9 protein-coding genes and 3 pseudogenes are annotated in these 12628 nt (G+C 39.4%); 2 read left to right on the top strand and 10 right to left on the bottom strand.

From position 1 onward, the window contains the following. Positions 1-210 precede the first annotated feature (210 nt). The 7 genes and pseudogenes from bcp (ACU5DF_RS07960) to ACU5DF_RS07990 all read right to left on the bottom strand — a co-directional run bounded on the left by bcp (ACU5DF_RS07960) (position 211) and on the right by ACU5DF_RS07990 (position 8250). Positions 211-675 (bottom strand): thioredoxin-dependent thiol peroxidase, encoded by a 465-nt coding sequence (gene bcp / locus ACU5DF_RS07960; RefSeq protein ID WP_446711295.1) that lies wholly within the window; start codon positions 673-675, stop codon positions 211-213. Positions 676-789: 114 nt separating this feature from the next. Then, positions 790-1278, bottom strand: a complete 489-nt coding sequence (locus ACU5DF_RS07965) for a bacterioferritin comigratory protein (RefSeq protein WP_446711296.1) — start codon at positions 1276-1278, stop codon at positions 790-792. After that, positions 1278-3479: a site-specific integrase gene (locus ACU5DF_RS07970; RefSeq protein ID WP_446711297.1), complete on the bottom strand. Its 2202-nt coding sequence runs from the start codon at positions 3477-3479 to the stop codon at positions 1278-1280. The genes ACU5DF_RS07965 and ACU5DF_RS07970 overlap by 1 nt, the downstream gene beginning before the upstream one ends. Positions 3480-3492: 13 nt before the next feature. Then, a pseudogene (locus ACU5DF_RS07975) lies at positions 3493-5869 on the bottom strand (hypothetical protein). After that, positions 5863-7268 (bottom strand): annotated as a pseudogene (locus ACU5DF_RS07980) (tyrosine-type recombinase/integrase). The pseudogenes ACU5DF_RS07975 and ACU5DF_RS07980 overlap by 7 nt, the downstream one beginning before the upstream one ends. A gap of 90 nt (positions 7269-7358) precedes the next feature. Continuing rightward, positions 7359-7691: pseudogene (bcp, locus tag ACU5DF_RS07985) on the bottom strand (thioredoxin-dependent thiol peroxidase); the annotation flags it as partial. Between the two features lie 28 nt (positions 7692-7719). Continuing rightward, positions 7720-8250: a glycine cleavage system transcriptional repressor gene (locus ACU5DF_RS07990; protein WP_045102694.1), complete on the bottom strand. Its 531-nt coding sequence runs from the start codon at positions 8248-8250 to the stop codon at positions 7720-7722. A 274-nt stretch (positions 8251-8524) separates the two neighbouring features. Here ACU5DF_RS07990 and dapA point away from each other — a divergent pair, with 274 nt between their 5' ends. Both dapA and bamC read left to right on the top strand, forming a co-directional pair. Further along, positions 8525-9406 (top strand): 4-hydroxy-tetrahydrodipicolinate synthase, encoded by an 882-nt coding sequence (dapA, locus tag ACU5DF_RS07995; protein WP_045102693.1) that lies wholly within the window; start codon positions 8525-8527, stop codon positions 9404-9406. Between the two features lie 11 nt (positions 9407-9417). Then, positions 9418-10470 carry an outer membrane protein assembly factor BamC gene (gene bamC, locus ACU5DF_RS08000; RefSeq protein ID WP_446712508.1) on the top strand — a complete coding sequence of 351 codons (1053 nt, stop codon included), beginning with the start codon at positions 9418-9420 and terminating at the stop codon, positions 10468-10470. A 42-nt stretch (positions 10471-10512) separates the two neighbouring features. Here the strand turns inward: bamC and ACU5DF_RS08005 are convergent, their stop codons facing one another. The 3 genes from ACU5DF_RS08005 to dapE are packed head-to-tail and all read right to left on the bottom strand — an operon-like array spanning position 10513 to position 12593. After that, positions 10513-10734, bottom strand: coding sequence for a DUF2897 family protein (locus ACU5DF_RS08005; protein WP_446712509.1), 222 nt, complete (start codon positions 10732-10734; stop codon positions 10513-10515). Between the two features lie 2 nt (positions 10735-10736). Then, complete coding sequence (locus ACU5DF_RS08010; protein WP_446712510.1) at positions 10737-11405, bottom strand: M15 family metallopeptidase; 669 nt, start codon at positions 11403-11405, stop codon at positions 10737-10739. 54 nt (positions 11406-11459) lie between these two features. After that, on the bottom strand, positions 11460-12593 hold the full coding sequence (gene dapE / locus ACU5DF_RS08015) for a succinyl-diaminopimelate desuccinylase (protein WP_446712511.1): 1134 nt from the start codon (positions 12591-12593) through the stop codon (positions 11460-11462). Positions 12594-12628 lie beyond the last annotated feature (35 nt).

A 12628-nucleotide genomic window follows, 5' to 3' on the forward strand; every position in this document is an offset into this window, starting at 1 on the left:
TAGCTATTTAACCGTTGACTCAATGTCTCGTAAGGTCTTATTGAGAATAGTCATAACATTGGAGTCACTTTGTCCTATATGGGCGATTTTCTGGATAAAGGCCTGTAGATATCCGATCTCATCCTTGACGACTTTTTTGAAAATAGTAATCCGAAGGGGACTAGCTACGGAGCCAGCGAAAGGGCACTGGCTCTATTTGACTTTTAAATACTATTTGTTGTTGAGGTAATCTAGAACAACTTCATGATGGTCTTTGGTTTTGAACTTATTAAATACATGCTCAAGATTCCCAGATTCATCGATAAGGAAGCTTGTACGAACCACGCCCATATTCTCACGCCCCATGAACTTCTTAAGTTGCCAAACACCGTACCTCTCACAAACTTCGTGTTCTTCATCGGCTAACAATGTGAAGTTAAGTTCTTGCTTATTGATAAAGTTAGTCAGTTTTTTTGGTGTGTCAGGGCTCAAACCTAGTACAACGACGTTATGAGCCTCTAGTTCCGCTTTTGTGTCACGAAGCCCTTGAGCTTGGACTGTACAGCCAGGCGTTGAAGCGCGTGGGTAGAAATAGAGTAGTACTTTTTTTCCTTTCAGCTCAGAGAGGGTTACTGGGTTGTTGTCTTGGTCGTTTAATGTGAAATCTGGAGCGATTTGTCCTGCTTCGATAGCCATAGGTTATCCTTACTTTCTTTAATTTACTCTGAATCGAGCTTTCTTATTATTTCAGTGTGTAGTTTTATCTATGCTTGGTGGTGTTGTCTAGTGGTAATTCTAAACTAGGTCTAGTTACTTTCTGAAGTAGCCTTCAACGATGTTATCGGGCCTAGTGTTAACGACTTTATCCATGGCTTTCTCACGCTCACTTTCAGGTAGCATTTCTATTAGTTCTTGAATCATCTTGATGTGATTAGCTGCTTGGGTAGCTAATGCTTGCTCATGACTGCGAGCTAGGTCGAGATAGTTTTTTTTCTTTTTAGTTGCTTGAGTCTTCTCTTGCTTTAATTGCTTAACCTCGGCTTGTAATACATTAATAGGTGACTGGCTTAAATCATCTTGTGCGGCACGAAATTCCAGTGACTTATTCTTCACCATATCCTGAACATCTTTATGTCTGCGCAATGCACCAACAGAAAGCCCCGCTTCTTTCTCGACGCTAAGGTTATTGATTTTTAACTTATTTTCTCGGGCTTTTTTCCTTAGCTCTCGATTTTCTGGCTTACCATCTAACAGTCGCTCTAGGGCTTTTACTAGCTTGCTTTTAGTCGCTTGTGTCATTACGCAGTTACTCCGCAAGGTATCAGCAGCTCTTTAACTTCTTGTGGTAGCTCAATAGGCTCATAGCTGATACCTAAGTCATTCATAATACGCTCAGCAGCTGTTATTTTGATATACGCTTCTGACGCTGTTTGAGGTGTCAATTCATCATGCTCAATATCCCACAGCATATTGATCTCAGCTTCTTTGCGTTTAGCCTCTGCAAAAACGGTATCGACAATGTAGTCGTTCTTACAGTCCACACATTCTAAAAGATTGACTTGTGTGCGCAAGCTACAACCTGTTGAAGTACAGTAAATCCCAGGTGCGACGACATGAATATGGCGCTTTTGATCGCGAACTTGTTTTTTCCAGTAATTGAGCGATAGCATGTCGTAGTCGACTTTATCTTTGAACAAGTTGCGCTTAGCCTTCATCATTTTTTTAGCGAACTCTTTACCCTTACCGCCAGCGACACGCTCTTTATTCGCCAGTTTCTTATAGATGTTTAGGTAGATTTGCGCTTTTTGATCAATTCTTTCTTCATCAATGGCGTGAAGCAAGTTTTGTTTTTGCTTTCTGATTTTCTGGAATTTACTGGCATTCTTGGCGTAATGCCTTGTCATCGCCATCGATACATGGCTGAACTGCTGTTTGAGTTGTGGATACGCGCAAAGTTCAAAGCCGATAAGGTAGTAAGCAAACGATCGCCGAAGTTGATGTCCTGAGAATTTATAGTCATCACCCACATTAAACGAAAGGTTAGGGTCGGAAAGCTTCAAATCAATCACATCGTCATTGGTTAGTGCAAGCATATCAATCATCGTGTTTTCGAACCAAGCGGTAGAATGTTTACCTAGTCCTGCCTTCTGAAGAGCACCACAACCCCATTTTACTCTGTGGAAAAACGCTCGGCTGTCAGGGTGACGTTTTCTTAGTGGTTCATGTAAGGCCTGTAGTATTTCGTAAGCCTTTTTTCCAACCTCTGTTGTGACAAATTCATCTTGCTTTGACTGAGATCCTCTTGTTGTCTTTGAGAGGTCAGCATGAATAACAAAGATTGTTTGTTTAGATATGGTTTCTTCTGCCCATCCATTCGCGGTATGAAGGTGAAATATTTCATCAGCACGCATACCTGTTCGAGACATTAATCCCCAGAGACAACCACCGTTAAGTTCTTTAAAAAGTGATTGAGCCTCTACAAGACCCGTCACATTCCTATTTCCTACTCTTAATGCTCTATCGATGTGGAAATTGTTGATATACTCATTCATAATTTCTGGGTTGTGTTTGTTTAGTAGCTCAATGATTTCAACTTCTGTTGGTGATTTTAGTATTAGATAACCTTTTTTAAAGGCGGTAACTTTTTCTCTTCCCTCTTTAGTTCCTTTAGCTAAATACCACTTAATATTACCATTCTTAAGTTTTGACTTAGCACTAACTAGATATTTAGCATACCCTTGATAAGTATTATCACGGTAGGTTGCAATGTAATTTGATAGTTGAATTAATTCATCACGTATAGGGTACAGTTGGTTAATTAACTCCTCTGATTTTTGTAGCCCAAGATAATACAATCGCTGTGGGATAACCGTATATTGCTTGGCTTCCTTTAGGGATAACCCAAAGTCTGATGCGGTTATTTTTTTCGAAAAGGCAACCTTAAAAGGCAGCCCTTTTGCTTCTGTATATAACTTATTGAGTGCTGTGTAAATATACCCTCTTTCAAACTCTAGTTCAGTGATGCCTGTGAGAACCCAAGTCTCAAGAAGATCAAAACTAAGAGACTCAAGACTGTTGTAGCCTTTATTTAAAAGAGGCGTAATGCATTTTTTTAACTCATTGATAGTGATGTAAATGGTTGAAAAAGAGTGGTCTCTAGGCGATAGCCACATCATTTTCAAAATTAGGGATTTTATTTGATTTCTGAGATTGCGCTCAATCACTTTCCCATCAAGCGTGAAGTCTATTGTATTTGCACAGGTAGCGTTTGGCTCAAAGAAATATTGAAGATTTCGCCAAGCATTATTGTCACCAATTTTACCTAATGACTCCCCTGTGACGGTAAAGCCAATATCTAGTGTTTCAAGCACATCCCAATCTCCCGATTCAATCGCAGGCCTTAATACGTCGCTCAGGTAATTTGTGCAGCCGGCAACGTTATTTTGCGCATTTATGATGGCACTTTGTCGGTCAAGGTCATGCTTAGGTAGCTTTATCATGTCAGACTCCTAATTAACGATATAAAGTCAAAATGGCATGGTCAGTGGATACCCGTGGGTGGCGACCGTCTTTGTCAAACAACGCCAAGGCATCGTCGTACACATCTTGACTTGCCCCGTCCAGGGTAAATTCAAAAGCGACGATCTTTTCATGGACTTCCTCTTTTGCATTGGGGTAGTGGTCTAATGCTTCTTTCAGCACATCAATGAAAGAGATAAGTTTATAGATGGCTTGAACGTCATTAATGACCTGAGCTGACTGGCACTTGTGACACATATCATATTCAGCACAAGGTAGTTTCAAGCCCAATGCATTGTTGGTCTCACGTTGAGTACTTTTACCGCTTTTAATGCGCTGTTGCCCGTTACAAATAATGCCATTTGGGTTAGTTTTGGCGTTTTTTTCCTTATGTTTCTTTTGCCACTCATCATGTGTCAGTATTGGAATACCATGTTCTGCAGCAATCGTTTCTTTCGCTTGTTCTAAGCTTGTATCTTCATCTAGTTGTTCCATCACTTGTATTGCTTCTGAGATGATAATTTTATTGAGTCGAGGATCGCCACAGGCATAATGCTTATCAATGGTTTCAAACAGGTTTTGAAGAATGCTTTGAACACCACTTTTACCAGAAGCTGAATACACTTGGTTGCTGGTTGTCTCTCTCCAACGACTTGATTGGAGTGAAATAAAGTAGTCATTTGGATCAATTGACCAAGTTCTCATTTGATTGGATGTTATAGGGATAATCCCTTCCCAATCTTTTGGAGCTTGCTTTGCATAACCTCTTTTGAGCAGCAACCGTTCGTACGTATTAGATATTTGCTTATCCGCTAGTTTTGTGGCGAATTGTTCAATATCTTGAATTAGTTTCCTTATCCATAGCAGGGATAGAAAAGCAATGGCTAGCACCATTTCGGTATTTGAACGAAACACTGATGTTTCCACTTGAGTCTTTTTCCGAATACGAAAGTGGAAGTAGAATGCCTTTTAGTGGTAAGTCTGTGTAACAAGATAAAATGCAGTAGGCGGCATTGGTTGCACCTTGTGTAGCTTTAGTTTTAGAGCTTGATCGAGCCACTTTGCTTACAAATACTCTACCAAGTCTATTAGTCTTTGTTTTTAATTCGATAACTTGTTGGTTAAGATAGCTATAAAATAACTCTTTTAACCAAGGAATAGTGGATGCTCGATTTGGTGAAATAAGGTTTAACTTTGTGGTTAGGTTCTTGTTTATTTCCATCAAATTGAAGCTCTCATTTTCCTCGCTTTTATTGTTTAGAGTGAATAATAAGGGTGAGCCTTTCTCGTTACTCCCGTACAGCTTTGAGAGTTCTTCAAGCATTTTGATGAACTTCACGCCATCACGCTTATCAACATCAAATTTCTCGTAGTTTTCATTGGTGAGAACTGCATCTATCTTTTTGTCAGCTCGTGCTTTATAGCTCGATACTTTTACAATTTTTAAGCTTTTATCACGCTCATCAGTATGAATTGTGATGGGGTGAGCGGTACCTTTAATATTACTATCATTTAGTGAGGTGAAAAAACACATCAGGTGGTAAGCAGCTCCCATCGCCATGTTAAAAGCAGCGCTGGTTTTAACATGAGTACCATTCTTGCTTCTACTATACGTTTTGGCTTTAAGAGAAGTTTGAATCGGAATGACTTCTTGGTATCTACCCAGCTCAATAGAAACAGGTAATGTCTCGGGTAGTATTAAGCTTTCTTTTTTTGCAGTAATAAGCAGTGGGGCTAATGTAAAAAATAACTCGCTTAAACGAGTGACAAGAAGTTTTTCCTCGGCATCAGAATAGAGTTTGAACTGCGTTGGCTCGTGACTAAAGCCTCGATGCTGGGCAGCCCATGAACCAATAGGTAATCCAGACCATATGAGAGCGGTTCGAAGCATTGAAGCTATATTGGAAGCAGTTGATTCCTTGATGCCTAGCTCATCCTTATGTTGCCTTTCCCATAATCGTTTTGATGGGTCATACTGTTTTATACGATGTCTTAACTCACCATCATTACCCGTGTATTTTAAATAGCCTTTTTCGGAAAAGGGGAGAACTTTCGCAGAATCGCAAAATATAATGAAAGCTCGTAAGTTGTCATAGATACTCACTACGGTACGTGCTGAGTTGCCGTTATCAACGTACTGCTTAGTTTTTTTACAGAAGCTAAGCAGGTAAGGTGTACGGCTTTTAATTTTATCGTTGTTTTTATTAGCACCGAGGTGCAACAAATGCGAGACATCAAACTCTGTGATCGTTCTGTCTCCATGTCCTTTGTATGGAATAGTCAAGCGTAGTGGAACTACATTTTTACTATTTCTAACATGCTTAACAGTCTTTGAGTTTTTAGCTAGTGGTGCTTTTTGCCATGCTACCACCCCCCATTTATTTTGTTGTTTTTACTTATTGCGACTCTCAATTGGTCATCAAGTTTATTTATGAACTTAATGTACTTTTCAGTAATAGAAGTACTTGAGTGCCCCATCAGCTCTTTTAACTCATCCATCAGAAAGTCATAGGCAACCTGTCGCTTTTGAGATTCACTCCAAAGCCAATGAGTGGCAAAAGTTGAACGCAAATCGTGGATGCGGTAGTACCAACCAGGTTCTATTGCTCTGATGCGCTTTTTCAGTACACCAAAATGCACTTCCAGAGTATTTTCTGTGTAAGGTCGTCCTTTGTTGGAAACAAAAAGGTAATCAGTGGTGTCTAGTTCTTCTTGAGAATCAATCTGCTCTTTTCGTCGAGTTAGGTTCTTTTGTCGCTGATTACATTCCTTGTATACCTCTAACTCTTCATAAAGTGCGATAGGGATTTCAACAGTGCGAGGTTTGCTCCCTTTGGTGTGTGTAATGTGAACAGGTACCACGTCTAGCTCACTACAATCAGAGTGACCAATATTGTGTGCAGGGAAGTGCGTAGATTCATCAATTCTAAGCCCAGACTCTTCACATAGTCTAAGCATTAAGCAAACAGCCTTAGGTAATGTCTTTATGTGCCGATAAAATAACTCTTTATGATCGAACGTCATCGGTTTCAGCTTTTGATAAGCAGGCGTTTGATCGTTTTTGGGAAACATCTTCATGATGTTTGATATTTCATAGACTCGCTTTCCGCCACCCTTGGTGTGGGCAAGCATGTCGTGCTGATTAGTGTAGTCTACGTAAGCTTCTACCTTGCTGAAGTGTGTCAATACATGTTCATCATCATTTTTGAGATAGCCGTACTTTTGCATCCACTTATAAAAACCAATCACAGCTCCCATGTAACTTCTAACGGTAGCAAGAGAATAGGCCTCTTCACCTGTTGCATTACCTTTACTTCGGCAATTAGCCAAGAGGCACTCTGCAAACTGCCACAAGGTGCACCTTCTTCCTCATATTTTGTTAAAGACTTATAGGTTAAGTGTTGTGGTGGTATTTCGTTACCGTCATTGTCCAGTTGAGAGATGTGAGTTGAATCTAAGAAGCGAGTAAAGGCCAACAAACCCTTTGCAATTGAGTCGGTGTCTTTAACAAATCCTTCGCCACGAAGTTTGGAGACTAGGTAAAATGATTGTGGGTAAACAACAAGTCCATCGGGTGCAATGATAATATTGGTTTTCTTTAGGCGTGACTTTAGATGGGATGGGGAAAGGTAGGGTGAGTAGGTCACCTCGTCAGAGTCAGCATCGTTGATCTCTGATATTTTCAGTTTTGCTAATGTATCTACCTCTACGGAAAGCAATCGGTAGTCATCATAAATATCAGAATGTTTTTCTTCATGCGTTTCTCTCACAAAACAACCCTCAATATGTTACCCATATATCAAAGATAGATTGTCATAAAAATTTATCAAGTTATTTTGTCATTAAAAATAGTCAAGGGTGAATTTTTTTTCGCCCCAAACACCAAAAGCCTCTGCAGCAGCATGATCTTCATCAGATAACAGAGTGAAGTTCAATTCGTCACGTTCAATGAATTTACCTAAACGTTTAACTGCGTCAATGCTTACACCTAAAGTAACGACATTGTGATCATCTAATTCAGCTTTAATGTCACGAAGACCTTGAGCTTGAACAGTACAACCTGGGGTCATGGCTTTTGGGTAAAAATAAAATAGAACTCTTTTACCTTTTAAATCAGATAGAGATACTGTGTCTCCATTTTGATCAAGAAGTGATACGTCTGGTGCAGGTGAGCCTGCTGCTAATGGCGTGATCATGATATTTCCTTTTGATTGTGCTTTTTTAATTCGTTTTATAAAAATTGATCTTACCGCTAACGCCTAATGTTGAGCATAAGGCTTCAAATTGCTCTTGGATCTCGATGATGTGGCATTCTTGAAAAATTTCGGCGGTAATTTGGATTTGGAAAGTATTTTGATTCTCTCCCTTTTTAAGGGTCTGAGCGCTGAGTGTTTTTAAATCAATATCTCGATTGGCTAAAAAATCAGTGAACTTCTCGGTTAAGCCTGGACGATCTTCTGATTCGATAAATGCATCAATAGTGTAAAAAATATCACGTTCTTGATGAGGAGAGGTGCGTTTCATCATGGTATTCAGATCGTGTTGTTGCCCAAGTAGAGGCAAGGTATTTTCAATTCGAGAAATCGCATTCGCTGTGCCAGACAACAACATGATTAATGTGAATTCACTACCAAATGAGGCGATACGACTATCGATGATATTACAGCTTGATTCGGTAACAAGGCGAGTCACCTTATTAGAGATTCCGGGTCTATCTGTACCGATAGCGGTAATTACAAGGTATTGAGACATAAAAAACTCGTTGTTGAAAAAGATAACCTAATACTAACACGCAAGTGATTGTGTGATAAGCAAGCAATAGTGAACATTCGTCAAAAAAAAGACTCTACAAAACGGTCTCTTATGTAATATCCTTGAGGAATATTGATTGAATGACTCTGCTTATTGCATAGAAGACGAAAACCATAGGCTTTATATATGGTCAAGGAAGATGACTCTTTGCAATGATATTAATGAATAACAGAGATCATTCGTACGTTCGGGCTAAGATAAAAGGGAGAAGGATATGTTCTCAGGTAGCATTGTCGCATTAGTAACACCACTCGATACCGATGGTGAAGTAGATTACACCAGCTTAAAAAACCTTGTTGATTACCATATTGATGCAGGCACAGATGGCATTGTTGCTGTTGGTACAACAGGCGAGTCAGCGACATTAAGTGTGGAAGAACATGTCAAGCTTGTAATGAAGACTCTAGAGTTTGCTGATGGCCGTATTCCTGTAATTGCAGGTACTGGGGCAAATGCAACTCATGAAGCCGTGACATTTAGTAAACTATTTAGAGATTCTGGTGTAGCAGGCTGTTTAAGCGTAACGCCATATTATAATAAGCCAACACAAGAAGGCTTATTTCAACACTATAAAGCCATTTCAGAATCAACTGATGTGCCTCAGATCCTTTATAATGTACCTGGTCGTACAGCGGTAGATTTATTACCAGAGACCGTTGCTCGATTATCTGAGTTTAAGAATATTGTCGCTTTAAAAGACGCAACGGCAGATTTAGATCGAATTGCCATTACTCGTGAACTTTGTGGTGAAAACTTAATCCAATTAAGTGGTGATGATGCCACAGCACTTGAGTTTGTAAAATTAGGTGGAAAAGGTGTTATCTCTGTAACATCAAATATAGCAGCAAAAGAGATGGCAACAATGTTTGCACTAGCTGCTCAAGGTAAATTTGAAGAAGCTGAAGTTATTAATCAGCGTTTAATGCCATTACATAACGATTTATTTGTAGAAGCAAACCCAATTCCTGTGAAATGGGCTACACATCGTTTAGGAATGATTACTCACCCAGATATTCGTTTACCATTAACCGAATTAAGCCACTCAGCACAACCTGTTGTTGAACAGGCTATGATTCGTGCCGGTGTGTTGAAGTAATAGGATTTATAATGAAAGTGAACACTCGCTTTGTTGTTGGATCATTGATGATTGCGGTTTTGTCAGCATGTTCAAGCAGTCCAACAGAGCGTCGCCAAGCTAAACAAGATTTTAAATATTTAGAAACTCAGCCATTAAAAGAATGGCAACAGCCTACTGAGGCAAAGCCTGAGTTTTATACTCAATATGATATTCCTAAAGGGGATTTCAGTGGTGGAGTAGGTAAAGAAGTGGATATTCGTCCTCCTCAACAAGTTTTAGAGTTAATCCCCGGAGCTCGTATTGAAGAGGTTAAGGGAGAAGTAACAGTATGGCTTGTTAAAGAAGGTGATGTCGATAAGCTTTGGCAAACCATGTTAACTTTAATTGAACAACGTAATCTTAGTTTATTAACGCAAACAGATTCTGAGTTAGAAACTGACTGGCTTAAATGGATTTCAGAAGATGAAGACAATGAGTTTGGTGCGCGTTATAAGATCTCAAGGCTGAGTCTGAATAATCGTTCTGGTTTCCAAATATCATTAATTGATTGGCAGGTTGATGGGAAGCAAACTGAAGTTACTCAAGCTAATAAGGCGCGTTACAACATTTTGATGACCAATTTAGTTACATCTGCTTATGATGCTCAATTACGTGAAGAAGCACGTATTCGTGCGGAAGAGTTAGTGAAACTAATCCCTATTTCTATGGGGCAAGATAGAAGTGGTCTTCCAGTTATTATTGCTCGCGCTCCGTATAATATATTTTGGGAACGTCTAGGTGAATTATTGCCAATGATGGGACTTGAAATTGAGGACAGAAACCGCTCTCAAGGTACGATCAAGGTGAAATATAAAGAACCTGATGATGAGTTTTGGCAAGAAATTGGAACAAAACCTCTTTCTTTTGAAGGCAGTACTTATAATCTATTATTGGGTGATTTAGGTAACCGTACATCTATTAATGTGACGGATGCAGGTGGTAAACCTGTAAATGAAGAGATCCTTGATTCTGTCGTTCCAGTATTGGCTGCGATTATTGATAAATCAAATAATATGCCTAAAGTAAAAACGACAGAAGAATAAGCGTTATTCAGAATATTGGATAAATAAGCAAAGGCGTTCATATTATTGAGCGTCTTTTTTTTCATCTTTTTTATCTAATATCTCATCATTTATTTTTTTCATTGTGCTATCGTTTTTATCTTGGTCAGGATCTTCTTGTGGAGCTATTGGTTTTTTAGGTTGACCAAATTTCATATTCGCAGTTGCTTTCAATGCAGCGAGATTACCTATTACTACACTTAAAACAATAGCAATGATGACCCAAGGGTTTGTTAACCATTCCATAGTTAGTCCTTATTAATATTCGTTATATAGCGAACAAATAATGTATCAATATGTTTAATGATAGTGTCCTTTCCTGCTAAATCGACCTCTTTCCAAGCATCGATCAGAATTTCTGGAGTCAATTTTGCCATTAACCCCGTACTTTTCTTTGTATGGCTGATATGCCAAGGCTCAACAGCAACTCCTTTTCGGTCTGTATTGTAAGGGAAAAAGAAACCATGATAAGAGGCATTATCTTTTAACCATAAGCTGAATTGAGCTTGATGTCCGGTATTGTATTCCCAAGGCTCAAGTTGCAGAGAGATCTCACTTGGAAGGGTATTGGAAGCATAAACATCAAGATCGGTCCCCCAATGATGGCGACTGGCACCGGGTAGAGCGGACCAACGCATAATCGCGTGGATCTTTTCTATTGCACTCATATTACTGGTATCAAGCGAGTGCCCGTCTTCCCCTAAAATGGGACGAGTACCATTAAATTTGTTATTCCAAATCATTAACTGGCGTTCAAAATCACGAAAACTACTGGCAATCGTGAGCGTAAAACCTGCCTCTAATGCCGCTTTTTCTAAAGATTTGAAAGATAAAATACAATCGTGGTGAAGTTGACGGTGTTCATTTACAAAAGAAAGGTGCAGGGTTGATAAACCGGTAAGTTCTTGATTATTCATAGAGTACCAAATAATGATAAGAGGAGTTACCCTCTTATCATATACCTAAATTGATTAGGCAAGTAAATTATTAAGTACTTCTTGATACATATCTGTCAGCTTTTCTAAATCATCTACTTTAACGCATTCATTTACTTTATGAATAGTTGCATTGACAGGCCCAAGCTCAATAACTTGAGATCCCATTTGTGCAATGAAGCGCCCATCAGAGGTGCCACCAGTGGTTAATAGTTGAGGTTTTTGCTGATTAACCGTATCAACAGCATCGACAACGGCAGTGAGTAGATCGCCAGTATCAGTTAAAAATGGTAGGCCATTAATGATCCAATCTAAGTCATACTCTAAATCGTGTTTATTTAATGTATCAATAACGCGCTGTTGTAAGCCTTCTACTGTTGATTCTGTACTAAAGCGAAAGTTAAACATTACTTCGAGATCGCCAGGGATCACATTTGACGCACCAGTACCGCCATTGATATTTGGTATTTGGAAGCTAGTTGGAGGGAAGTAATCATTGCCTTTATCCCATTCAGTCGTAGCTAATTCAGTTAATACTGGCATTGCTTGATGAATAGGGTTTCGAGCGATATGCGGATAAGCAACGTGACCTTGGATCCCTTTAACGGTTAGATTACCAGTTAGAGAGCCACGACGACCATTTTTTACAACATCACCCACATGATCTGTGCTTGATGGTTCACCTACAATACACATATCAATAATTTCATTACGCTCTTTTAGTGTATCAACAACACGAGTTGTCCCATTAATGAATGGACCTTCTTCATCGGATGTGATTAAAAAAGAAATCGAACCTTTGTGATCTGGGTGTTCAGAAACAAAGCGCTCAACAGCAACAACCATACAAGCCAAAGAACCCTTCATATCAGCAGCACCACGAGCGTATAGCATGCCATCAATAATCGTTGGTTCAAATGGATTGGTATTCCAGTGATCTAATGAACCAGTTGGTACAACATCGGTATGGCCCGCAAAAGTAAATAAAGGTGCTTCAGTGCCACGGCGAGCCCAAAAGTTAGTGGTATCTTCAAATACCATTACTTCTATTGTAAAGCCAAGTGCTTCTAGTCGTTTTATCATAAGCTCTTGGCAACCAGCATCTTCAGGGGTAACGGATTGACGGCTTAATAGATCTTTAGCAAGCGCTAATGTTGGGGTGTCTGACATTATGTATTCCTTTACTTCTATTTAATGGTGTATCT

This window comes from Aliivibrio wodanis (genome assembly GCF_052920805.1).

Coding starts and splice junctions, on each gene's coding strand:
- ACU5DF_RS07970 (WP_446711297.1), bottom strand. CDS start 3,479: ATGATAAAGCTACCTAAGCATGACCTTGACCGACAAAGTGCCATCATA.
- ACU5DF_RS08010 (WP_446712510.1), bottom strand. CDS start 11,405: ATGAATAATCAAGAACTTACCGGTTTATCAACCCTGCACCTTTCTTTT.
- dapA (WP_045102693.1), top strand. CDS start 8,525: ATGTTCTCAGGTAGCATTGTCGCATTAGTAACACCACTCGATACCGAT.
- ACU5DF_RS08005 (WP_446712509.1), bottom strand. CDS start 10,734: ATGGAATGGTTAACAAACCCTTGGGTCATCATTGCTATTGTTTTAAGT.
- dapE (WP_446712511.1), bottom strand. CDS start 12,593: ATGTCAGACACCCCAACATTAGCGCTTGCTAAAGATCTATTAAGCCGT.
- ACU5DF_RS07990 (WP_045102694.1), bottom strand. CDS start 8,250: ATGTCTCAATACCTTGTAATTACCGCTATCGGTACAGATAGACCCGGA.
- bcp (WP_446711295.1), bottom strand. CDS start 675: ATGGCTATCGAAGCAGGACAAATCGCTCCAGATTTCACATTAAACGAC.
- ACU5DF_RS07965 (WP_446711296.1), bottom strand. CDS start 1,278: ATGACACAAGCGACTAAAAGCAAGCTAGTAAAAGCCCTAGAGCGACTG.
- bamC (WP_446712508.1), top strand. CDS start 9,418: ATGAAAGTGAACACTCGCTTTGTTGTTGGATCATTGATGATTGCGGTT.